Origin of the sequence: Lacticaseibacillus chiayiensis, from assembly GCF_004123795.1 — a bacterium.
In the GTDB taxonomy this organism is placed as follows: domain Bacteria; phylum Bacillota; class Bacilli; order Lactobacillales; family Lactobacillaceae; genus Lacticaseibacillus; species Lacticaseibacillus chiayiensis.
The window spans coordinates 35,536-57,831 of record NZ_MSSM01000001.1 but is presented as its reverse complement, the minus strand read 5'-3'; the positions used below and the strand labels follow the sequence as shown (position 1 = coordinate 57,831).

22 protein-coding genes are annotated in these 22,296 nt (G+C 46.8%); 12 read left to right on the top strand and 10 right to left on the bottom strand.

The annotated features are described in order from the left end of the window. Positions 1-926: 926 nt before the first annotated feature. The 5 genes from BVJ53_RS14915 to BVJ53_RS00260 all read right to left on the bottom strand — a co-directional run bounded on the left by BVJ53_RS14915 (position 927) and on the right by BVJ53_RS00260 (position 6,281). Positions 927-1,091: a hypothetical protein gene (locus tag BVJ53_RS14915; protein WP_158280547.1), complete on the bottom strand. Its 165-nt coding sequence runs from the start codon at positions 1,089-1,091 to the stop codon at positions 927-929. Continuing rightward, positions 1,060-1,767: a rhomboid family intramembrane serine protease gene (locus BVJ53_RS00275; protein ID WP_129300628.1), complete on the bottom strand. Its 708-nt coding sequence runs from the start codon at positions 1,765-1,767 to the stop codon at positions 1,060-1,062. The genes BVJ53_RS14915 and BVJ53_RS00275 overlap by 32 nt, the downstream gene beginning before the upstream one ends. 208 nt (positions 1,768-1,975) lie before the next feature. After that, positions 1,976-2,272: a bacteriocin immunity protein gene (locus BVJ53_RS00270; protein ID WP_129300627.1), complete on the bottom strand. Its 297-nt coding sequence runs from the start codon at positions 2,270-2,272 to the stop codon at positions 1,976-1,978. Between the two features lie 730 nt (positions 2,273-3,002). After that, positions 3,003-5,390 carry a phosphoketolase family protein gene (locus BVJ53_RS00265; RefSeq protein ID WP_129300626.1) on the bottom strand — a complete coding sequence of 796 codons (2,388 nt, stop codon included), beginning with the start codon at positions 5,388-5,390 and terminating at the stop codon, positions 3,003-3,005. Between the two features lie 129 nt (positions 5,391-5,519). Next, complete coding sequence (locus BVJ53_RS00260; RefSeq protein ID WP_129300625.1) at positions 5,520-6,281, bottom strand: DeoR/GlpR family DNA-binding transcription regulator; 762 nt, start codon at positions 6,279-6,281, stop codon at positions 5,520-5,522. A 218-nt stretch (positions 6,282-6,499) separates the two neighbouring features. On the opposite strand from BVJ53_RS00260, the gene BVJ53_RS00255 reads away from it, so the two are divergent. The 10 genes from BVJ53_RS00255 (at position 6,500) to BVJ53_RS00210 (ending at position 14,404) form a co-directional block, all read left to right on the top strand. Further along, the gene (locus tag BVJ53_RS00255) at positions 6,500-7,591 is read left to right on the top strand and encodes a zinc-binding dehydrogenase (protein ID WP_129300624.1); all 1,092 of its coding nucleotides are present in this window, start codon (positions 6,500-6,502) and stop codon (positions 7,589-7,591) included. A gap of 56 nt (positions 7,592-7,647) precedes the next feature. Then, positions 7,648-8,079, top strand: a complete 432-nt coding sequence (locus tag BVJ53_RS00250) for a PTS sugar transporter subunit IIA (RefSeq protein WP_129300623.1) — start codon at positions 7,648-7,650, stop codon at positions 8,077-8,079. 11 nt (positions 8,080-8,090) lie between these two features. Then, the gene (locus tag BVJ53_RS00245; RefSeq protein WP_129300622.1) at positions 8,091-8,567 is read left to right on the top strand and encodes a PTS sugar transporter subunit IIB; all 477 of its coding nucleotides are present in this window, start codon (positions 8,091-8,093) and stop codon (positions 8,565-8,567) included. 18 nt (positions 8,568-8,585) lie between these two features. Then, positions 8,586-9,347, top strand: a complete 762-nt coding sequence (locus BVJ53_RS00240; protein WP_129300621.1) for a PTS sugar transporter subunit IIC — start codon at positions 8,586-8,588, stop codon at positions 9,345-9,347. Further along, positions 9,344-10,219: a PTS system mannose/fructose/sorbose family transporter subunit IID gene (locus BVJ53_RS00235; protein ID WP_167470146.1), complete on the top strand. Its 876-nt coding sequence runs from the start codon at positions 9,344-9,346 to the stop codon at positions 10,217-10,219. Before BVJ53_RS00240 ends, BVJ53_RS00235 begins: the two co-directional genes overlap by 4 nt. Before the next feature lie 29 nt (positions 10,220-10,248). After that, positions 10,249-10,905, top strand: coding sequence for a ribulose-phosphate 3-epimerase (gene rpe / locus BVJ53_RS00230; RefSeq protein ID WP_129300620.1), 657 nt, complete (start codon positions 10,249-10,251; stop codon positions 10,903-10,905). 69 nt (positions 10,906-10,974) lie between these two features. Beyond that, positions 10,975-11,535: a glycerol-3-phosphate responsive antiterminator gene (locus BVJ53_RS00225; protein WP_129300619.1), complete on the top strand. Its 561-nt coding sequence runs from the start codon at positions 10,975-10,977 to the stop codon at positions 11,533-11,535. Positions 11,536-11,706: 171 nt separating this feature from the next. Further along, positions 11,707-12,525: a class I fructose-bisphosphate aldolase gene (locus BVJ53_RS00220; RefSeq protein WP_129300618.1), complete on the top strand. Its 819-nt coding sequence runs from the start codon at positions 11,707-11,709 to the stop codon at positions 12,523-12,525. Positions 12,526-12,529: 4 nt separating this feature from the next. After that, on the top strand, positions 12,530-13,600 hold the full coding sequence (locus BVJ53_RS00215; RefSeq protein ID WP_129300747.1) for a zinc-dependent alcohol dehydrogenase: 1,071 nt from the start codon (positions 12,530-12,532) through the stop codon (positions 13,598-13,600). Between the two features lie 222 nt (positions 13,601-13,822). Next, complete coding sequence (locus BVJ53_RS00210) at positions 13,823-14,404, top strand: sugar O-acetyltransferase (protein ID WP_129300617.1); 582 nt, start codon at positions 13,823-13,825, stop codon at positions 14,402-14,404. A 123-nt stretch (positions 14,405-14,527) separates the two neighbouring features. On the opposite strand, the gene BVJ53_RS00205 is transcribed toward BVJ53_RS00210, so the two are convergent. The 4 genes from BVJ53_RS00205 to BVJ53_RS00190 are packed head-to-tail and all read right to left on the bottom strand — an operon-like array spanning position 14,528 to position 18,486. Continuing rightward, entirely contained in the window at positions 14,528-15,430 is a 903-nt protein-coding gene (locus BVJ53_RS00205) for an ROK family protein (RefSeq protein WP_129300616.1), read from the bottom strand. A gap of 25 nt (positions 15,431-15,455) precedes the next feature. Next, complete coding sequence (locus BVJ53_RS00200; RefSeq protein ID WP_414467410.1) at positions 15,456-16,391, bottom strand: N(4)-(beta-N-acetylglucosaminyl)-L-asparaginase; 936 nt, start codon at positions 16,389-16,391, stop codon at positions 15,456-15,458. Between the two features lie 35 nt (positions 16,392-16,426). Beyond that, positions 16,427-17,746, bottom strand: a complete 1,320-nt coding sequence (locus tag BVJ53_RS00195) for a Sapep family Mn(2+)-dependent dipeptidase (RefSeq protein WP_129300614.1) — start codon at positions 17,744-17,746, stop codon at positions 16,427-16,429. A 20-nt stretch (positions 17,747-17,766) separates the two neighbouring features. Further along, the gene (locus BVJ53_RS00190) at positions 17,767-18,486 is read right to left on the bottom strand and encodes a GntR family transcriptional regulator, LSA1692 subfamily (protein ID WP_129300613.1); all 720 of its coding nucleotides are present in this window, start codon (positions 18,484-18,486) and stop codon (positions 17,767-17,769) included. Positions 18,487-18,932: 446 nt separating this feature from the next. On the opposite strand from BVJ53_RS00190, the gene BVJ53_RS00185 reads away from it, so the two are divergent. Next, complete coding sequence (locus tag BVJ53_RS00185) at positions 18,933-20,138, top strand: MFS transporter (RefSeq protein WP_129300612.1); 1,206 nt, start codon at positions 18,933-18,935, stop codon at positions 20,136-20,138. 17 nt (positions 20,139-20,155) lie between these two features. After that, positions 20,156-21,223, top strand: a complete 1,068-nt coding sequence (locus tag BVJ53_RS00180) for an alpha-L-fucosidase (RefSeq protein ID WP_129300611.1) — start codon at positions 20,156-20,158, stop codon at positions 21,221-21,223. A gap of 218 nt (positions 21,224-21,441) precedes the next feature. On the opposite strand, the gene BVJ53_RS00175 is transcribed toward BVJ53_RS00180, so the two are convergent. Beyond that, positions 21,442-21,942 carry a GNAT family N-acetyltransferase gene (locus BVJ53_RS00175; protein WP_129300610.1) on the bottom strand — a complete coding sequence of 167 codons (501 nt, stop codon included), beginning with the start codon at positions 21,940-21,942 and terminating at the stop codon, positions 21,442-21,444. Positions 21,943-22,296 lie beyond the last annotated feature (354 nt).

Here is a 22,296-nt window from a genome sequence, read left to right as displayed (position 1 = left end):
TACACCCCTTAATTAGGACAAGTCATGCTCTTAACGATCGCACCTTATCAATATTTGGTTAACTCATGAGTTAGATCAAGAAAAGTCGCACATGCTCGCGTAAAGCGATTACATCACAACAACACTCTATATTTTACATTTTGTTAGAGGTTTGTCAACTAGGGCCGTGAAAAAGACGGCGTCATGTGTCTGTGAAAAAGACGGCGTCAAGAACTGAACTGTTTTACCATATCTGCGCTGATTTGTTGTACCATAGATGACAAGAGCGAATTCCTCCTAATAGCTAGCTGTTTTTCTTGCAATTAACATTCTAGCACGAAGGGATTCGCTCCCTTTTTGTCTATTCACATATCACCCACTTAAACTTTACACCATGTGTGAAAAAGCTAAACCATTGCTGTACGTCCTAGTAAAAATAGTTGTCACTCTAAAAGATGGTGAGGTGACGACCATTTTTAAATTGATCGTATTTCTGCATCTTACGACACGCTTATATGAATCTTTTTAAAAGAGGAAAATTACCGCAACGTCACTGAAACTGTTTGCTATTCCAACAAGCGTATTTCTTAGGTATACCTTGTACCTCTTCCCGCCAATAACCCTCGCAAGTTCATTGTTGCAAAATTCATATATCCCTCCTGTGTTTATTACGTTACTTTTTGGCCACATCAACGTCAACGGAAAAGCACTATAGCATTTTAATTATCACCGTTTTTGTCCTTTCGTCTGTTGTTTTAAATACACAAGACACATTGAGCGTGTCGATATAATGATAATTATCGTTACTATATAACCATCTACAAGTCTCTGTCCCGCCACCACACTCTAATAATCAGTCAAGCCAATCCATTTAAACGGATTCAAATGTTGTGGCAACCATCCGACATTCACTTTACCCATCAAGCCTGTCGCCACACAGCCAACTCCTAACATGAGATCGCCTCTCCATTTTGATCCTGCAACTGGTAAGAAGACGCGTAACCGTCTTCTTCTGCATCAGCCGGTACTGGTGCAATGCCAAAAGCCGCAACAGCGATCGCCAAAGTCATGATCACCAACTCAATGACACGGCGTATCCATCTTTTTGTCATGCCATCTGTCCTGCTTTTTTAATTTTTGAAAGAACGCACCAACTAAAATCGCAACGCTCACAAAAATGCCGCTAAGCAAGCCGGCCAGATGGCATAAGTCGCTAACTTGCTCCTCAATCCCCTCACTCCAAAATGGCAAAGACGATAAGACTAGGAAGTAAATGATGACGCCAAACAAAACCCGTTTAAACTTTGACATCGGCGGCGCCTTAATCGCAGCTGTCATAAGGGCCAACGGGATCAATCCCATCACAGCCGAAGAAGCACCAAGAACAGTAGAAACGTAAGCAACAGGACCAAGATAAGCTTCAATGACGGGTCCAAGAAGGTATGCATAAATTAAATCAGACGCAAATCCGATCACGATAAACGCCACCACAAACCCAAACGCACCCATCCGCCTTTCAATAAATGGGCCTAGTAAGATAATGCCCAAGAGATTGCTTAAAAAATGAACCCAGTTAGCATGAAACAGGAGAGACGGAACAGATCGCCACAACTGGCCTTCTTTAGTTAAAGGAACGCTGATTAGAAAATCAGCTGTTGAAACGCGAAAATATGAAACCAGCATAAACAGAAACAAATAACCGATGCTGATCGTCAAACAAATGAACAGTGTGCCTTTAATCGCTTGATACGCTGTCAACAGCCGCGATGCCATCGCTTTCATTTTCATCTAAGTGTCCTCTCAGCCCCTTCATCGGTTGAACGCCGAAAAAATTCAAAAAGACGACTTTAAACTGACTCGCCTTCTTAAACTTAGAAACCCTTACTTCCGGCTAGAAAACCAGCTTGTTGTCACCAATTGTTAAGCCTACAGTTTTAAGTGCGTTTAAAGGCTGTTTCCATACGCTCTAAAACCCGGCTGCCACAACGCATCGCCACTAGTAGCCATACCGGATGTTCAATAAGGAAGAAAGCTGACCAATTTTGTCAGACTGCGGTTTCGCTAACGTGATCTTGTTGCAGATCAGAACGTTCAAGATCTCCATGTTCATGCGACTCAGAATAAATGGAACTGCTGCTTGTGTTTGCACTAAAGCATCCTTATACTTCCGTAACATCTGCTGTAAAGGCTCGGTTTGAGAATCGCCTTCTAATTCACGAAACAGTTCATCGATGATCCGTATAGCCTGTTCAGCCCGATCACTGCCGCCAGCATACCATTTTAAGCTTCCCATTCACCCTCAACCCCATGCACGTTAGACCATTAAGTTTCCCCATAGCACTTCCAGTAGATTTGGCAATTCCAATACCTTTCAAAAGCAAGCATCTCATCAAAAAGTTATCTTCTGAACCGCCCAAGTGATTGAAAACAAAAAAAGCACTTCTTACGAAACGCATCTTTCAAAGCCAAAATACCAAATGCTAAATGATCATGTCAACTCTTTTTGGATTTTAACGATCGGGAAATGGATATAATTTTATGTATTATTTATGAATTGGCCTTTTAAAAGTTGTTAATTTATAATTGCTCCATTACCTGCCTAAAAGTGGCTCTGTTGTGATGATACAAAATGTTAACATACGCGATTATTCATGAACGGAAACTGCCTCGTTTCAAGTTTGCTATAAATTTTGAAACCATTCTTTTTCTAATACATGGATATGGTATCGATTCCATTTTAAAAACGAAAAGCCCATGAGTCTTGCAATCTCTCATGGGCCAGTGATGAAGTGTCGAACCTTAAACAAAGTATTTATACACATTTTGGCTATGTTTAAGTCTTTCATCCACCGCAAATACCTTGTCTCCGATTCAAATGGCAGTGAGCTATTTATCTCGGCTTTGCTTTACCCTTTAAAAAGATCCACAATAATCCATTGCTTTGACGGCTAACAACACAAAAGGCGCCCTTCACGAGAGAACGCCTTCAGAATATTTACCAAATTTCCCAAGGAGGATGAACATTACTTCAACGGAGCCCACTGCCATTCCTGAACTTCCGGCAGATCCGTTCCGGCTTCCCGAATATAATCGTGGTGCTTCTGCAGGAGATCATCCATTTCCTGCATCAGATGAGCACCTTTTTCGGTGAAGGTCGGCACATCTAAGACAGCTTCCTTGACCAAGTGGAACCGATCCAGGTCGTTACGTACCCGCATATCAAATGGGGTCGTGATGTCGCCTTCTTCACGATAGCCGTGAACATGCAGGTTGTGGTTATGGCGATCGAAGAAGATGTCTTTGATTAGGTCATCATAGCCATGATAAGCGAAGATGACCGGTTTGTCTTTGGTGAAGTACATATCGAATTCATCATCGGACAAGCCACGCGGATCGTCTTTCTTCAGCTTAAGCAGATCAACGACATTGATGAAGCGAATCTTGAGGTCTGGTAAAGCCTTGTGCAGGATGGAGATGGCGGCCAGGCTTTCCAGCGTTGGTTCAGAACCGGCAGCCGCAATAACCAGATCCGGTTCCGCGTCTTGATCGGTGCTAGCCCAATCAATGATGCCCAGACCCTTTTCAACCAAGTCCTTAGCCTCGGTATCGGTGAACCATTGTGGACGTGGATGTTTGCTGGAAACAATCAGATTGATCAACTGCTTGGAGTCAACAGCCTTATCAAAGACCCGAACCAGCGTGTTGGCATCGGCAGGCAGATAAGCGCGAATATATTTGGTTTTCTTTTCGGCCAAGTGGTTGATGACACCGGGATCTTGATGGGAGTAACCGTTGTGATCCTGCTGGAACGCCGTGGAAGAAGCGATGACGTTCAAAGATGGCACATCGGCACGCCAATCAGCTTCTTCATGGGCGTTGCGTAACCATTTGAAATGCTGAGTGAGCATGGAATCAACCACACGCAGGAAGGATTCGTAGCTGGCAAAGAAGCCATAGCGGCCGGTCAGGGTATAGGCCTCTAACATGCCTTCGTCCATGTGTTCAGAAAGCATGGAATCAATGATTCGGCCATGGGTTGCTAAAAGGGCATCATACGGCGGATCGGTTGGTTCCAGCCACTGCCGCTTGGTGGCTTCGAAGACCTTGTTCAAGCGGTTGGACAGGGTTTCATCCGGCCCAAAGCCGCGGAAGTTCTTGTTTTTTTCATTGAATTTGATCAGATCACGGATATAGGCACCGAGCACCATCATGTCCTGACCTTCGATCGCACCGTGATCCTTATTGTCCAAAGCGTAATCAGATGGGTTCGGTTTCTCCAGATGCTTAGCCAACTTCCCGCCGTTGGTAACTGGGTTCATCGCCATGCGTTTGTCACCCTTAGGAATGATCGCCTTAATGTCGACTTTCAAGGTGCCATCATCATTAAACAACTCGTCCGGACGGTAGGACTTCAGCCAGTCAACCAGTTGATCGGCATGTTGCATATCGCCTTGGTCGACCGGAATCGGAATCTGGTGGGCGCGGAACGAGCCTTCAATCGGTTCGCCGTCCCATTCTTTCGGACCCGTCCAGCCTTTGGGTGCACGGAAGACCAGCATCGGCCATGCCGGACGGCTTTCATCATCGTTGTCCTTAGCGTTCTTTCGAATTGCTTGGATTTCTTCGATGATCTTGTCCATTTCAGCCGCCATCAAAACATGCATCTTAGCCGGATCCTTGCCTTCGACAAAATGCGGATCCCAGCCCAAACCTTTGAAGTAATCTTCCAGCTCTTCATGGGATTCCCTCGACAAAACAGTCGGGTTCGCAATCTTAAAGCCATTCAGGTTCAGGATCGGCAGCACCGTGCCATCCGTCACTGGGTTGAGAAACTTATTGACTTGCCAAGAGGTCGCCAACGGACCGGTTTCCGACTCGCCGTCACCAACAACAACTGCCGCAATTAAACCGGGATTATCCAATACAGCACCGGCACCGTGGAGAATGGAGTAACCCAGCTCACCGCCTTCGTGAATGGAACCTGGTGTCTTCGGATCGGCATGAGACGCCACGCCGCCAGGAAACGAGAACTGTTTGAATAAGCGTTGTAGGCCTTGCGCATTCTGCTCAATCTTTGGATACAGTTCGGAATAACTGCCGTCCAAATAGGAATTCGACACCATCACCTGGCCACCATGACCCGGACCTTCAATGTAAAACATGTTCAGATTGTATTTGTTAATGACCCGATTCAAATGTGCATAGATAAAGTTTTGACCTGAAATCGTGCCCCAGTGGCCAATCGGATGCACTTTCACATCTGATGCCTTCAACGGCCGCTTCAACAGCGGATTGTCTTTCAAGTATAGTTGGCCCACTGACAGGTAGTTCGCTGCCCGCCAATATTTGTCGACTTCATCCAGATAGGCTTTCGATGAATAATCGGTGGTCTTTTCAACTGTTTCGTCCATAATTGGCAATCTCCTTTGCTAAACTTTGCATTTGTTTGCACAGCAATAATACCACACAAATAAGAATTTGAAACCCCTTTCAGATTTATTTTTCGTTTAATTCAATCAATGGCAATTCCGGCTTGATTATCACACGATAACTTCAACACCGCGTCTTTCCATCGCTGTAATGGTTGCTGAGCTAAGGCCTTTGTCAGACAAAATAACGTCATAATCGCTTATTGAAGCCGTTCTAAAGGGATTCATCTTAGTAAACTTGGAGTGGTCAGCCAACAACACCTTTTTGCGGCAGTGTTGCATCATCTTTTTGTCTACCTCAATTTCAGAAAAGTAATGATTGGTCACACCACTACTAATGCTTACACCTCCAGATCCAAAAAAACCGATATCGCAGAAGACACCATCAATGTTAGCGAGTGTTAGCGGGCCAGACAATGAGCCTTCAATACGCCGCAATCCGCCGCCAAGCAAAACCAGTTGAATCGTTTCGTCATATCGCAGTTCTAGCAGAACATTGATTGATGTTGTGATAACAACAATCCCCTTAAAGCCACGTGCTTTGATTTCTTGAGCAACCAAGGCAGCAGTTGTTCCATTGCCTACGAAAACGGAATCACCTTCAGATATGAGTTTGACGGCATTCTTTGCGATCGAGAGCTTTTCTTGGAAGTTCTCTTTGCGTCTTTGGTCATAAATTGTTTCATTTACAGGTTTGTTCAGGACAGCTCCACCTCGAATCACTCTTAGTTTCCCCTGATTTCCTAACTCTGCAATGTCTTTTCTTAGGGTTTCGCGTGATACAGATAAATCTTTCACTAAATCCGAAATACTGACGCTGCCATTACTGTTCAATTTTTTTAAAATGCTTTGCTGTCGTTCAATGTAATTCACCGGGACCGCCTCCAAATATTAATTCAATTGCCTAAGTATGCCAAAAGTATAAAGCAATATTAACATTCCTTCGTGTCATCCGATACTTGATGGAGCTAGCCTTTGCTCATTGCTTTGCAAATAATGTCAAAATCTTCGAGTGCAAAATATTGCAAAGTTAAAAAGACCGTGTTATAGTCCTCCATGAAAACGGTTGCAAAAAATATGGAGGCTAAATCATGTTAAAGAACACTGTTGAAAGTAAGGAAATTACATCTAAGTCTTACAGATTGCTGAAGCCTGGCGATATTGAAGAAGTAATGCTAAAGCACGAACTGCGGCCTGGGTTTGTCAATATTCAGCCATTAATGGCAAGTGTTTGCCATGCTGACGATCGTTACTTCGCTGGTAAACGTCGTCCAGAAGCATTAGCCAAAAAATTACCAATGGCTTTGTTACATGAAGGCATCGGCACGATTAAAGAAACCATGAGTGACAAATTCAAAAAAGGCCAACGCGTTGTCATCGTTCCAAATGTTCCTGGTTATATGTTGCGTGGAGAAACAAAGAAAGACTCAGTCCCTGACAATTACAGCACTGACTCTGTCTTTTTGAGCAGTGGTTATGATGGGATTGCACAAAGCGACTTAGTTCAGCCAGACCGGGCAGTGGTTCCCCTTCCAGAAAACATTCCAGATGAAATTGCGATTTTAACAGAGGTCAGCACTGTTGGCTATCACGCAACCAGTCATGTTGCTGATGAGTTAACAAAACCGAATTGCCGAGTAGCATTATTCGGTGATGGCCCTGTCGGTTACATGGCTGCAGCAGTTTTGCATTATATTCGTGGTATCGACAAGGACCATTTAACTGTATTCGGAGCAGTTCCTGATCGATTAAACGAATTTGACTTTGCTAATAAGGAATTGGTAACGGACTATGATTTTGACAATGCCGGCGAACAGTTTGATGTGATCTTCGAAGCAACTGGCGGAAACTTTAGCTCAAGTGCCATTAACGAAGGCATTAAAGTCATCAAACGCACAGGCAAATTTGTCCTCATGGGTGTTAGTGAAGATCTCGTACCGATTGACACACGAGATATTTTGGAAAAGGGTTTGACGTTCTATGGCACTAGCCGTTCTACAACGCCTGATTTTGAAGCAGTTGTTAAGTCTATGAGTCAAAGTCAAGCATATCAAGATACGCTTCGTAAATTACTGCCTGAAAAAGAAACAATCATCAGAAGCGCATCTGATTTGAATAAAGCATTTGAAGACATTGTTGCAAGTAAGGCTTGGTACAAAGCCGTTCTTAAATTTGAATGGTAACGATTGAAGGTCGATTACGAACGGTGATGATTCTATGAAAGAAGGAAGTTGAGAATATGGTTGGTTTTGTCATTGCAACTCATGGAAAATTAGCATCAGGTTTTCTGGACGCAGTTAAGCTAATTATTGGCGAGCAAGAAAACATTGGCGAAATTGGTTTATTTGAAGGCAATGATGTTTCTGAATTTGGGTTGAAGTTGGAAAAATTAATCCGAAAAGAGGATGAAGGCGATGGTGTCATTGTATTCACCGATCTCTTTGCGGCTAGCCCATATAATCAGGCAGCACTTTGCGCAAGCAGAATTAAGGACGTCAAGATCCAACTGATCACAGGCGTTAACTTACCGATGATTATCGAAGCAATCAATGCACGAATGATGGGGCAAAACATTGAACAAATCACGAATGCTGCATTTGAAACCGCAAAAGTTGGTATCAAAAACTTTTGGGATGAACTAGACGCACGCAATTCGCAAACAAAACGTTAGGGGGAAATATCATGTCAAAAATCGTATTAGCTCGTGTTGACGATCGCCTAATTCACGGCCAAGTCATGACTGCGTGGTTGCAGTATACGGAGGGCAACCACATTGTTATTGTTGATGATGCAACAGCAAAAGATGATTTTTTGAAGAGCATCATGTCCATGTCAGTGCCTCAAGGAATTAAGTTAGATGTTTTAAGTGTTGCTGAGGGGCCGGACTTTCTTAAGGCGGATCATGGTAACGACAAACTACTCTTGTTGGCAAAAACGCCAAAAGCTTATCTTGATTTGGTGGATGCTGGGGTCAGTCTTGATAAAGTGGTAATTGGTGGTATGGGTGCAAATCCTCAAAGGAAAAAGTTCTACAAGAACATTTCTGCTTCAGACGATGAGAAAGCTATTATGCAGAAGCTGATTGATACAGGTGTCGACGTCAAGATCCAAATTGTACCAAGCGATGGAGCAACAGATGTCAAAAACTTGTTGAAGTAAAAACGGAGGAATAGAGATATGACAATTCATCTCTGGCAAGCTTTCCTGATTGGGGTTGTTTACTACCTCGGTCAGATGGGGACGCCCTGGGTTTCCTTGGCAGGCACTCATACCATCATGCGTCCTCTAGTCAATGGTGCCTTAGTTGGCTTGATTCTTGGCGATCCGGTTAAAGGAACCATCTATGGTGCCGCCATTCAATTACCGTTTCTAGCTTGGATTGGCGCAGGTGGCGCTGTCCCCATGGATACGGCATTAGCTGGGACATTGGGTACCGCATTAGGCATGGCATCAAATGTTTCGCCATCAGTCGCGATCACACTGGCTGTTCCTATTAGTCTTGTAGGAACTATGATCTGGGTTCTTCATATGACGGTTGATATTACTTTCGTTCACATGGCAGATAAAGCAGCCGAAGAAGGCAATTTGAATCGGATTGATTTCTTGCATGTATGGCCGCCGCAAATAACAATGTTTCTATTTTCTGTCATCCCCGCTATGCTGGCAACTTACTTCGGTGCAGGCCCGGTTAAACAGGTTATTGGAGGATTAGCCGGTACGCCATTGCATGTATTAACGGTTATCGGTGGTATTTTACCAGCTTTAGGAATTGCGATGAACTTACATGCGATGAGTAGTAAAGGAACCATTGTATTCTTTCTTTTGGGATTCATGGTTGCTGTTTATTCAAAGCTCGCAATTTTACCAATTGCTATCTTTGCAGCAATCATTGCCTACATTTACACCCAGTTATTCTTGAAACGAGGTGAACAAGCATGAGTGAAGAAGACAAAAAAGAACTCGAAGAAAAAGAATTGCCTTCAGAAAAAAAGCTTGATGCAAAAAAGTTGAGTAAGCGTGATGTGGTTAAAGCTTTTTGGCGGTGGACATTTTTCTCACACGCTAATTACAACTATGAACGTTTACAGGCCACAGGGGTCATCCATGCACTTTCACCCATTTTCAAAAAGTTATACGGTGACGATGAAGAAGAAATGAAAGCTGCCTTACTGCGCCACATGCAATTTTTCAACACTGAACCACATTTTGGCGGCTCAATCCTTGGGGTTACCATTGCCATGGAAGAACAAAAAGCCAATGGTGCACCGATTACTGATGAAACGATTAATGGTCTGAAAACTGGTCTGATGGGGCCCTTAGCAGGAATTGGCGATACCTTATGGCAAGGTACTTTAATTCCAATTTTATTGTCATTTACTATTAGTTTTGCGGCAAAAGGGAACATTTTAATGGGACCAGTTTTATTTGCCGTCTTACACTTAGCGATTATTTGGTCTATTGGGTATCTTGCTTGGATGCAAGGTTATAACTTAGGTAAGGAAGGCATCGCTAAAATTTTACAGGGTTCGTTATTACCCACCGTTATGACGTATGCGCAAACACTAGGGCCTATTGTCATCGGCGCCTTGTCAGCAACCTTTGTTAAAATTTCTACACCGATGAAGTTACACCTGGGTAAGACTGTTATGAAAGTCCAAACGGGAATACTTGATAAACTGGTTCTCGGGTTACTTCCCATGGCCGTTACGCTGCTCACCTACTATTTGTTGCGTAAAAAGTTCAAGCCAACTACGGTCTTACTCATTCTTGTTGGAATTGGTGTCGTTGGCGGTGTGTTCTGGATTATCTAAATTAGACAGAGTTATTCGGAGGAAAGAAAATGTCAATCGAAATCGCACCTTCAATATTAAGTGCTGACTTTTCAAACTTGATGCACGATATCGATAAAGTTAAAGACTCTGGCATTCACATGCTTCACGTTGATGTCATGGATGGTCATTTTGTCCCAAACATTACTTTCGGGCCAAAAATGGTTTCCGACCTTCATAAAGCAACTTTATTAAAACTTGATTGTCACTTAATGATTGACAATCCCGATGAGTTCGCACCAGAATTTGCCAAAGCTGGTGGTGATATGATCATGGTGCATTTAGAAGCCTCGGTTCACATCTACCGCGTTGTTCAAGAAATCAAGAAATCTGGCGCAAAAGCCGGCCTGGTTTTGAACCCAGGGACACCTGTTGATGCTGCTAAAGAAGTGTTGCCACTGGTGGATCAAGTATTGATTATGACCGTCAATCCCGGGTTCGGCGGGCAAAAGTTTATTCCTCAAATGGTCGATAAGGTTAGAGAGCTGGCTAAGCAACGAGACAGCCTGGGGCTGAAGTTTGATATTGAAGTTGATGGTGGTATTAACGATGTAACGATCAAAGATTGCGCAGCAGCCGGTGCTAATATTTTTGTCGCTGGCTCCTATGTCTTTGACGCTCCTGACCCACAAGCACAGGTCACTAAACTGTTAAAAGCCGTTGTTTAGTAAGTGACCGTTTTTGCCCATTCAGATTCTGTTACAATTGTTTTGCTGTATCGCGTAAAGAGAGGTGATTTGGTTATTTTTAATACACGGATGATCATCCCCTCCTCGATAAACGGGCGTAATCTCAATTATGCTTTACAGGCACCAGCAAAAGTCATTTTATTATCTGGTGTTTCAATTGGAAATTTGAAGGGCTTTGTTCAGGCCATTCATAAGCAGAAGAAACAGGCGGTCGTCCACATTGACATTTTGGCTGGTTTTAAAGCGGACGACGTTGGTATGCACTTGCTTAAAAATCTCTATCATTTAGACGGCATTTTAACCAGCAATGTTCGCGCACTCACTCAAGGAAAGCATTTAGGAATGACCACGGTCTATCGGCTTCCTTTAATAGATTCACTTTCTTTGGCAAAAGCGGCCGATATTTTAAAAAATGCTGACAACTATGACGCTGTTCAAGTTCTACCGGCTATCTGTGCAGTCAACGAGACTGACCACCTCAAGCACGTGTTTATGCATAAGCCGTTGATCGCAAGTGGCTTGATAGAAACAGAGGATCAAGTTAAGTTAGCATTCTCGGCAGGTTATCAGTTTGTTGCAACTAGCCGACAAAACTTGTGGTCATCATGAATTTCAAAAACCACTGAATCCGGCTGACTAGGATTAAAGATACCGACGTAATGAAAATGGCAAGCTCTCATTCAAGAAAAACTAAATATTCGCTTAGAGCAATGTAAGGAGACGCTCAAAAATTTCTATTTCAGGGATTTTTGGGCGTTTTTTGATGAAAGGAAAATTATCATGAGCAAGCTTAGAAGAATGAATCAGATATTTGCTTCAGATGGGCGCGCAGTTGTGGCAGCATTAGACGGTTTCGTTTTCTCAATGAGGACAGCGGGTATTGATGAGACAACTACACAGGTTAGTCAATTAGTTGATGCTGGTTTAGATGCCGCTTTAGTGACATACGGTCAAGCACAAACTTATGAGCGTGAACTAGCTCACGTCACTACAGTGCTTCGTGTCGACGCAAGCGCTGATATTTATGACTCGTCAGTACCTGATACTCACCTCTTCTTCGATATTAAAGATGCACTTAGAATCGGCGCATCCGGCGTTGTTTGCATGACCTTTCCCGGTACCGCTGTTAGAGAAGCCACTTCCAACAAAATGTTGGTCAAGCTTGCCCATCAGTCAGCAAAGTGGGGAATGCCGGTGATTGCAGAAACTTTGCCATTTGGCTATCCCGTTACTTCTTCAAAATCAAATGATCCACGTTACATTGCAACTGCAGCCCGACTGAGTACCGAGTTAGGAGCTGACATCATAAAAACTCGATTTACAGGTGCAGAAGCAGATGCCCTGATCATAAATAATACTAGTCGGCCTGTTCTAGCATTGGGCGGACCTAAAACGGACACATTAACCTACTTCAAGTTTGTTCAACATTGTATGCAGACCGGTGCTCGTGGTGTAGCTGTGGGGCGGAATATCACTCAAAGCCGAAACCCAATTGGAACAGTGGCTGCCTTGAATGCATTGGTTCATAATAATGCGAATGCAGACGAGGCCTTTGCGATTTATAAAAAATATGAGAGAAATTCAGTCAAGGAGGGCTAACATGATGACAACTATGAATGCAGCAGTTTTCAGTGGCATCAAGCAATTAGATGTCGAAAGAATTGATAAGCCAAAAATTAAGGACGACGAGGTTCTCGTAAAGCTAAAAGCGTGTGCCCTTTGTACTTGGGAGCAACGAGTTTTCACAGGAATTAACAAAGTTCACTTTCCTTTTATTGGTGGCCACGAAGAGTCTGGGATAATCGTTGACGTTGGGCCAAAAGTAGATACAGATTTATGGCGGGTCGGAACCCGTGTTGTCGTTGGTCTCTTAACTTCTTGCGGTTACTGCGACAATTGCCGAACAGGTCACGAAGGAAGCTGCACCCGTTTTTCCTACGAAAATCATGTGGGTGGGTTAAATATTCGCGGTATGGGCGGACTAGCAGAATATTTGGCTGTTCCGGTAACCAAACTTTTTAAAATTGGTGATCAATTGACGTATGAAGAAGCGGCCCTTACCGAACCCTTATCTTGCGTTGTTCATAGCGTGGACACCGCAAAAGTTGAACTAGGTGATGATGTAGTCGTCATCGGTGCAGGTATTATGGGCGTATTTCATGCGATCCTCGCACGAGAGCGTGGAGCGCGGGTCATCATCAGTGAACCAGATGAAAATCGTCAAAAATTTTTGAAACAACTTGGTTTCGATGATTTAATCAACCCAAAAACTGTGGATCCAGTTAACACAATTAAAACGCTGATAGAAGGAAATGGCGCAGACGTTGTATTTGACACACTGCCTATTTCGCCCGTCGCTGAACAGGCAGTGTCAATGGCGGCCATTGACGGACGCGTTATTCTCTACAGCTCTTTTCATCCAGATACGCCAATTTCTATTAGCCCACACACGCTCCATCGTCGAATGACAAAATTAATGGGGAGCGCAAATTCGGACTCAAGTGATTTTCTTAAAGCCATGAAATTGCTAAACAACGGTACTGTGGACGTAAAGCCGTTAATCGCAGGTACTGTTCCCTTATCAGAAATCAACAAGGGTATGCTCTGGGCGCTTAAGCCGGAAACTTATCGTGTCATTGTTCGACTAAATGAAAGTGATGACAAATCGATATAGCTTGATGTAGTGACACGAATGAAAAATATAGTCTGATTTTTCAAACTCTCAATTCATAGAAAAGGTACCGTTCTCAAGCTAAAGCGGTCAGTACTTTTTCCCTCTAAATATTTTTTACTGCAATAAATTTCTAAATCCAATCTTCTGTCCCAACCAAACAACCTCCTGCCCTTGCCCCACCCCCCAAGAAACCGCTTTACTTAAACCAAGGAAGTGACATCATTGAAGACAGAAAAGCAAAAGTTCCTTGCTGGTCAGCCTTATCGGATTTTTGATGCTGAGTTGGCGGCGGATGAGGAGCGGGCGCGGAGGTTGTGTCGGGAGATGAATCGTTGTACGACGGATGACGCGCATAAGGAGACGTTGATTCGGCAGTTGTTTGGTAGTGTTGGCGCGAATGTGTATGTGCAGCCTGATTTTCATTGTGATTTTGGGTATAACATTCATGTGGGTGACAATTTTATTTGCAACTACAACAATGTGATGTTGGATATTGCGCCGATTACGATTGGCGATGATTGTATGTTTGGGCCGTTGGTGCAGCTTTATTCGGCGTCGCATCCGCTTGATCCGGCGGGCCGTCGTGAGCGGATGGGCGAAGGTGCCCCGATTACGATTGGCAATAATGTCTGGATTGGCGGTGGCGCTGTGGTGTTGCCGGGTGTGTCGATTGGCGATAATACGGTGATTGGTGCCAATGCCACGGTGACGCATAGTTTTGGTGCGAATTTAGTGGTGGCTGGTAATCCTGCGCGGGTGATTAAGAAGATTCCGCGGAAAGATGGCTCGTCGGCGGATTCGTGATGATCTGATTGCATCCCAAGAGACTAAAAAAACCGGTGCTAGAGCGATTTTTTCTCTAGTACCGGTTTTTTGAAAGCTTGCTTGTCGATTTTTGGGCACGTGGGACTTGCGATCGTGCTGAAATTAAACGTTTTCCTGCAGTAACGGTACCACCGCGCCGATGAGGTTGGCTTCATTGCGGTATTTAGCGGCTTCGATGATGGGCATGTGAATCGTCTTGGCAGCAAGCTCCGTAACTTTGCGATAAGCAGCCACCTCTGCTTGAATGGCTTCGATGACCCGCGGCTGGGCACTGATGCCGCCGCCGATGACAATTTTTTCCAGATCCAACACGGTTTGCATGTTGTAGATCATGGCTGCCACGCCGCGGGTGAAGCGATCGAGGATGGCGGCGGCCGGCGTATCGGGTTTGAGTGCCTGAAAAACGCGCGGGCCAAGTGGTGTTCGGTGGATGTTGAGCGCAGCGGCCATGGCGTTGACGGTTTTGACGGCGGAGAGACCGGCTGCAGTCTGGTCGCGGGTGATCGGACGCAAGCCGTTGGTGACCATGAAGCTGGATTCACCGCCGACTTGATGGCTGCCGGTGTAGAGGCGGCCGTTGATGAAGAGTGATGTGCCAACACCGGTTCCTAAGACGACCATGGCGCTGTTGGTGGTGCCAACGAGTTGACCGCGCCAAAATTCGGCTAGTGCTGCAGCGTTGCCGTCGTTTTCGATGACGATCGGTGCTTTAATTTTGGCGGCTTTCGTGAGCCGAGCAGTTAACGCAACATTCTCCAAAAACGGTAAGGCGGCGCAAGCTTTGACGGTGCCGGATGACGGATCGACAACGCCGGGTAAGGCCAAACCGATGCCGGCAATTCGGGTTTGATAGCGTTGAATCAGTTGAACCATGGCCGTGGTGAAATCAGTCAACTTGCTGTGGACGGTTGGCTGTTTGCCTTGCTCGGACAAGTCGCCGGTTTCGGATACCAACGCATATTTGGTCATGGTGCCGCCGACGTCAATAGCTAGGTATTGCTTCATGTTGCTTCCTCTTTCTCCAACTTGATCAATGTCCTTGCTGATCAATCGGTGCCTTGATGCGTTTTTCATACGCGTCGAGCCATGCCTGGGTGATCGGTTCGATTTTGGTTGTCTGATTCGGGCCTGGATGTGCGATGAGGATAGCCGGTTCCTGGGTGGCGGTGGCGACGCTGAAGGTGAATTCCACGTTGGTTGCCACGCCCCAGTTGCCGGTGTGATTCAGCGCAATTAAGGAGAATTCACCGGCTTTGCCATAGCGGCGCTTGAGCTTTTCGATGAACGGATAGACGGCTTCATCGCAGGCTTGTTGCGGTGTGCGGCCTTCACCCATGCGGCGAACGATGTCGTAGGACAGGCAGCCTTTCATGATGTCTTCGCCTAAACCGGTAGCTGCCGCGCCACCAATGTCGCTGTCGACGTAGAAGCCGGAGCCGGACAGTGGGGAATCGCCGACGCGGCCGGGGCGTTTCATGAACAAGCCGGATGTTGACGTCGCCGCGGCCATGGATCCGCTTGGCGCCAGCGTGATTGCCCCGACTGTGTCATGGCCGTCATAAGGTTTGACCTTGGCATCAGCAATTTCCTGGCGCCGCTTTTCCCAACGTTGCTTGGCGCGGTCTGTCAGCATGTTGCGCATCTCAAACCCGTTAACTTGGGCGTATTGGGTGGCGCCTTCGCCAACCAGGAAACTGTTGTAATGTTCACGGCTCAACGCGCGTGCGACCGAGACGGCATGGAAAACATCGTGAATGCCGGCAACGGCGCCTTGGGCTAAGGTGTCGCCGTCCATAAAGCCGGCGTCCATTTCCACGACCCCATTTTCATTGGGCAGACCGCCGTATCCGACCGATTTGTAATAGGGATAAGCTTCAACAGTTTTGATCAGCGTTTCGACCGCATCCCCGGCGTCGCCATTGGCCTGCAGCAGTTTGCTGGCCTTTTTGACGCCATCATGTGCCATGCGCCAAGTAGCAATCGCGCCCCAGTTTGTCTTATTCAATCAGTCATCCCTCCTAGTTTCATCATCGCTACCATATCAATCATCATATTTAATTTAAGATCGTACTTATCCATCCATTCATCCGCGTTATGGGCAATGCCCTTTTGCCCGGGAAAAGATGGCCCAAACGCCACGATGTTCGGCATCACGCGGGCGTATGTTGCGCCGGTGGTGGTGACGAGTTGCCCGGGTTGGCCGGTGATCTGTTCGTATGCTTGGGTCAAATCCTGCAGGCGGGGATCCTGTCGATCGTGTAAAACACTGGGCAGGCTGCGGATGACTTTGATGTCTGTGCTTGGTAATACCGCCGCGGTCAGGGCTTGCGTGACATCGGCTTCGTGGTAGGAAACCGGGTAGCGCATGGCCAGCTGTATGGTCAACGTTTGGCCGGACTTTTGCCACTGGTATGGGGTGACGATGAGACTGCCGCTGGCGGCGTCCGCAAACGCCATCCCTAAGCCGGCGCCATCATGTTGCTTAGCTAGCTTGTTGACTAACCACTGGCAGTAAGTGGCGAGTTGCCCGTGCACGGCTCGTTGATTAAGTAACTTTTCGGCTAGTTGCGTGATCGCGTTTTGGCCGAGTTCCGGCGCGTTGCTGGGTGCCCGTCTGCCTCTCGCACTGATGGTTTCACCATTAACTGTCACTTCGAGCTGATCGGGCACATGATCGCTGGCCTGATCACCGCGAATTTCGCCGATGTCATCAAGTGACCCGTCTGTGATTGGCGTCGTTAATTGATAGTTCACGATGCCGCGTTCGCCGTACACCACCGGAAACTTGCAATCTGGCGTGAAGCCAAATTCAGGCGGTGCTTGGCTGGCAAGGTAACGCGACACGTCAGCCGATCCGCTTTCTTCATCGGATCCCAAGATGAGACGGATCGTTTTTCGCGGTTGGTAGCCAGCGTCTTTTAGCAGCTTCATCCCAAACAAGCATGCCATGCTCGGCCCTTTGTTGTCGAGAATCCCGCGTCCGTATAAGCGGCCATTTTGCTCGGTCAGATCAAATGGTGGAAAATGCCACGCGGTTTCGCCAGCCAGAACGACATCCAAGTGGCCAACGATGCCGATGTAATGGTCGTCATCGTCACCCCATTGAATGGTCGTCATGGCTGACTCAATTACGTTGGTTTGAAATCCGTACGCTGTGCCAAGCTCGGCGACTGCATCTAGGGCTGCGCGCGGGCCGGAACCAAACGGGGCATCGGGACAACGCGGCCCGCGGACACTTTTGATTTGCATGACTGAGCGCAGTGCCGTCATGAATTCCGTGCGATGGACATCATACAAGGCAGCTAACGTTTCTTTTTTCAACGGCATCCGCTCCTCCGTTTTCATACGTGATCGCGTGTCAACGTTGACTTGAAAGAATACTTGTCGGCGCGGTAGTACGAAATGTCATACAAAATCGGCTTGGCGTCGGCGGTGTAGGTTACGGAATGGACCAGCAACAGCGGATCGCCTTTTTTCCCGTCAAGTAACGCCGCCAGATCCGGATCCATCAGCACGGCTTCGACTTCCTGGTGCGAGTAAGCAATTGCGACCCGCTTTTCGAGCAAGGCAAACAGTGAGCCTTCAAAATCCTTCGCCTTCAAGCCGTCGATGTACTCGTGACAGATGGCGACGTGTTCGACAGTCATCGGTTCTTCATCCCAAAAGCGGCGGCGGACCAGCAAATCAACGGTTTTGTGGACTTGTTGATCACAACCCAGCACCCGGCCGATTTCTTCCGGGATCGGATCCAGCGAGCCAAAGCTTAAAACTTCGGTGCGGCTTTCCTTGCCATACGCCTTGGCTGCTTCAGTGAAGCCTTGTAGCCCCATCCGCCCGCTTTCAACTTTATCCGAATACGACATGACGTACGTGCCTTTGCCTGGCGATTTCACTAACAGCTGCTTGCGAATCAACAGGTCGATTGCTTTGCGCACCGTTAGCCGACTCACCCCGAATTCTTTGGCTAAATCATATTCAGACGGCAGGCGCTGGCTCGTGGTATAAATGCCATCGCGCACCCGGTGACTCAACGCATCTGCGACCTCTTCAAATTTTGCCATTTCATTAGCCTCCGTTTTCTTGGTTGGCGGACTGTCGCTACGGTGGTTTGATCAAGTCAACATGATCCGCTTGCATCTATACTTTTTAGTATATACTATTTGATCTGCTTTTAAACTGCAACCGTTTACGTTAATTAAAAAAGTCTGCTGTTCATTAGTTAGCCTAGCCGCTGCCTAAAAATCCTCCTGAATCGGCACCGCGTTCATACAGGCGCTTAAAACTCGCTTCATGACGCACATGAATGCCCTTTCATTTTTGCTTGTTTTTCAACAAGTGGCCGGTTATAATCAGTATGTACTAACTAGTATATACTAAAATATTCATATTTTGACAGGCGCCTTAGTTGTTAAGTCACCGGAAACCGTGCTAATTTAGCACGTTGCCGGCGCATTTTTTTCTGGTTGGGTAACGAAACGCGACAAAACTTAACGAAGGAAGTGGCATCATGTTAACATCTACCAACGTCCCCGAAGACAAGCGCTCGCCGTTCTTAGCGCTTGGTATTTTATCGATTTCGTTTCTGATATCGGTCAGCAATGCCGTATCTGGCACGATTCCGTTAATGGAAAAATATTTTTCCGATGTTTCCCGCGCCAACGTGGAACTACTGGTGGTGGTTCCAACTGCCGGCGTTCTGCTGGGCACCGTCATCAGCGGCCTGGTCTCCAACTTATTGGGTAAAAAGTATACGGTGATCGCCGGTTTAACGATCTCGCTGATTTTTGGCATCATTCCGGCGTTCTTCTTCAGCTACCCGGCGATTTTAATTTCCCGGGCCATGTTTGGCGTCGGTATGGGCGTTTTCACGCCGCTGAGTGTGTCTTACATCACCGATTTGTTTCCAGAGGATACGCGGAATCGCTTGCTCGGCTGGCGAAATTCGATCGGCTCGATTGGCGATGCGATCATGCTGTTCATTGCCGGCTTCCTGATCAACATCAGCTGGCACACGACTTACTTAGTTTTCCTCTTCCTGCTGGTACCGATTATTTTGGTCATGCTGCTGGTGCCTAAGCAATACGACAATATCGTGGTTGAAGAAGGTGGCGAAGTTGTCGAAGAAGTGGCCAAGGCTAAGCCAACAACTAACGGCGGCGTGATTCAATTGGCCATCATTTTCCTGTTCGTTTGCCTTTTCTACTCGGCGATCGGGTTGAAGCTCGCCAGTTACATGGTCAACAACCACGTCGGCACCGCGGCAGACGCAACCCGCATTTTCGGCTTCCTGGTGCTGTGCTCGATCGTCTCCGGCGTGGCATTCGAGAAAATTGCCAAGTGGTTCGGCAAGTACACCGTGGCGATTGCCGAGATCATCGTCGCCACCACCATGATCGTCATGGCCTTCACCGAATCGATTCCGCTGTTACTGGTGCTGGTGCTGGTCTCAGGCTTCTGCAATGGCATCGTCCACCCGGCGCTGACAGCGAGAATGGTGCATTACTCACCAAAAGACTCCATGAACTTCACGACCTCCATTATCATCATCGGCATCAACATCGGCGGCTTGGTGGCCCCGTACTTCTTCCAATTCTTCGGCGGCATGGTCGGCAATGCCGGACCAGGCAACATGATTCTGTGGAGCGGCCTTTTCTTCGTCCTCCTCGCCGCGTACGACCTGATTGTTGTTAAAAAAGATCAACTGACCATTTAATAGAGGAGGCAATTGTTGTGAACGAACAAGTGACATGGTTCAAAAACGCCAAGTACGGCATGATGATCCACTGGGGTTTGTACTCAGTGCTCGCTGGGGAATACCGCGGCGAGTCATCAAGTGTCTATGCCGAATGGATTCAATCCAAGTTCCAGATTTCCAATGTTGAATACGGCCGCCTTGCCACCGCGTTTAATCCGGTTTATTTTGACGCCGATGCCATCGTGACTTTAGCCAAAAAGTGCGGCATGCAGTACCTCGTCGTCACCACCAAACATCACGACGGTTTTGCGATGTACCGCTCGCAAGTCGATCCGTACAATGTTTACGACGCCACCCCGTTCCACCGCGACGTCATCGGCGAACTGGCCGAAGCCTGTCGCAACGCTGGGCTCAAATTCGGCCTCTACTACTCGCAAGATCTGGACTGGCATGAACCAGACGGCGGCGGCTACAAGTCCAACCACCTCGACACGGCCGGCACAACTTGGGACAACAGTTGGGACTTCCCGGATGAAACCCAGAAAAACTTCGACCGCTGTTTTGATCGCAAAATCCTGCCGCAAATCAAGGAAATCATGACCAACTACGGCGACATCGCCACGGCTTGGTTCGATGTGCCGATGACGCTGTCGGAAACGCAAAGCCAGCTGATTTACGACACGGTTCGCGAGTTACAGCCAAACTGCCTGATCAACTCGCGCCTGGGTAACGGCAAATACGACTATGTTTCACTCGGCGACAACGAAATTCCGAAACACAAAGAAGACATGAACAAAACCGATGTGGACTACAACGACATCGCCGGTTTCAAACCGTCACCGCTGGGCTTGTACGAAACCGCGGGCACCATTAATGATTCGTGGGGCTTTTCCTACCACGATCAAAACTGGAAAACGCCGCGGACACTTTTCCGCTACAAGCAACATCTCAACGACTTCGGCATCAACTACCTGCTCAACATCGGCCTCGATCCACTGGGTCGCGTGCCGATGATGGCTGAAGAGAATCTGCTGGCGGCAAAGGCGTTGGAAGATGCGGCTGGCGTTCAGAAGGGTGAGCGTCAAGCGGCGTCGGTGGGTTGATGTTGCGGCGCGTAAGCTAGATTAACTCGGCCTCTTAAATATGAAGTTAAAACCCCCATTCGTCATGGTTATGGCGGATGGGGGTTTTGTGTTGCAAAAAAGCGGTAAAGGTTGTAGTGTGCGTAATCTGTGAATAAGGAAAAAGGCGCTGCCGAGCATACGGTTATGACGTTGTTGCTCGATCATCATTTGCTTCGCCTGCCAACAAAATCCGCACGTTAAGCAAACTTCTTCAGCAAAAACTGATCCATCAATTGATGCTGCGCCGTCACCAGCGGACCAGACAAGGAAGTGAATCCGAACTCTTGGTAAACGTGAACCGCGGTTTTCAGCGTGTGATAGGTCTCAAGGTAAACCGACTGATAACCTGCCTGTTGGGCATAGTCCAAGGCGTGACGCAACAAGCGCTTGCCAATACCGTGGCCTTGCAGTTTACCATGTACATAAAATTTCTGCAGTTCGGCAACACCATGCGTCGGATCATATTCGGCAATGCCGACGCCACCCAACACTTGGCCATCACGGGTCGCAACAAAATAATTGCGGTTTGGCTTTGCGCCGTAAAATTGGCTCAGATGATCCAGACCCGCGTCAAAGTAAACCGTTCCCGGTCGATCCAAATCAGCGGCCTTCAAACATTCACGAATCAACGCAGCAACCGGTGCATCATCGGCTGCTGTCATGGGACGAATCACTTCTTCATGAGTTGGTGTTGACATGCGCATCCCTGCTTTCAAAAGAGTTTAACCAAGATCATAGTATTTTTTCAGCTAATTGCAAGGGTGCGAGGAATGTTTCACGGGAAACATTCGGTGACTACTGGAATATGGATGACATGTCCCTATTCATGATAGGCTATTCGTGTACGTTTGCCACCGAGGGTCAACAAATCTATTTTTTATTTTTTACAAAATACCAATTAAATTTGCAAATATTTACACGCCTTGCTATAACTCGCTATTTAAACTGGTCAACCACATTGAAGCGAGGGAATTAGTGTGAACCTACCCGCAGAGTGTGCACCGTTTGCCGTTCAAAAGTCTATATACAAACTTCCCGTCTCTTTTTTGGCA

Coding starts and splice junctions, on each gene's coding strand:
- BVJ53_RS14915 (WP_158280547.1), bottom strand. CDS start 1,091: ATGACAAAAAGATGGATACGCCGTGTCATTGAGTTGGTGATCATGACT.
- BVJ53_RS00275 (WP_129300628.1), bottom strand. CDS start 1,767: ATGAAAATGAAAGCGATGGCATCGCGGCTGTTGACAGCGTATCAAGCG.
- BVJ53_RS00270 (WP_129300627.1), bottom strand. CDS start 2,272: ATGGGAAGCTTAAAATGGTATGCTGGCGGCAGTGATCGGGCTGAACAG.
- BVJ53_RS00265 (WP_129300626.1), bottom strand. CDS start 5,390: ATGGACGAAACAGTTGAAAAGACCACCGATTATTCATCGAAAGCCTAT.
- BVJ53_RS00255 (WP_129300624.1), top strand. CDS start 6,500: ATGTTAAAGAACACTGTTGAAAGTAAGGAAATTACATCTAAGTCTTAC.
- BVJ53_RS00250 (WP_129300623.1), top strand. CDS start 7,648: ATGGTTGGTTTTGTCATTGCAACTCATGGAAAATTAGCATCAGGTTTT.
- BVJ53_RS00245 (WP_129300622.1), top strand. CDS start 8,091: ATGTCAAAAATCGTATTAGCTCGTGTTGACGATCGCCTAATTCACGGC.
- BVJ53_RS00240 (WP_129300621.1), top strand. CDS start 8,586: ATGACAATTCATCTCTGGCAAGCTTTCCTGATTGGGGTTGTTTACTAC.
- BVJ53_RS00235 (WP_167470146.1), top strand. CDS start 9,344: ATGAGTGAAGAAGACAAAAAAGAACTCGAAGAAAAAGAATTGCCTTCA.
- rpe (WP_129300620.1), top strand. CDS start 10,249: ATGTCAATCGAAATCGCACCTTCAATATTAAGTGCTGACTTTTCAAAC.
- BVJ53_RS00220 (WP_129300618.1), top strand. CDS start 11,707: ATGAGCAAGCTTAGAAGAATGAATCAGATATTTGCTTCAGATGGGCGC.
- BVJ53_RS00215 (WP_129300747.1), top strand. CDS start 12,530: ATGACAACTATGAATGCAGCAGTTTTCAGTGGCATCAAGCAATTAGAT.
- BVJ53_RS00205 (WP_129300616.1), bottom strand. CDS start 15,430: ATGAAGCAATACCTAGCTATTGACGTCGGCGGCACCATGACCAAATAT.
- BVJ53_RS00200 (WP_414467410.1), bottom strand. CDS start 16,391: ATGGCACATGATGGCGTCAAAAAGGCCAGCAAACTGCTGCAGGCCAAT.
- BVJ53_RS00190 (WP_129300613.1), bottom strand. CDS start 18,486: ATGGCAAAATTTGAAGAGGTCGCAGATGCGTTGAGTCACCGGGTGCGC.
- BVJ53_RS00185 (WP_129300612.1), top strand. CDS start 18,933: ATGTTAACATCTACCAACGTCCCCGAAGACAAGCGCTCGCCGTTCTTA.
- BVJ53_RS00175 (WP_129300610.1), bottom strand. CDS start 21,942: ATGTCAACACCAACTCATGAAGAAGTGATTCGTCCCATGACAGCAGCC.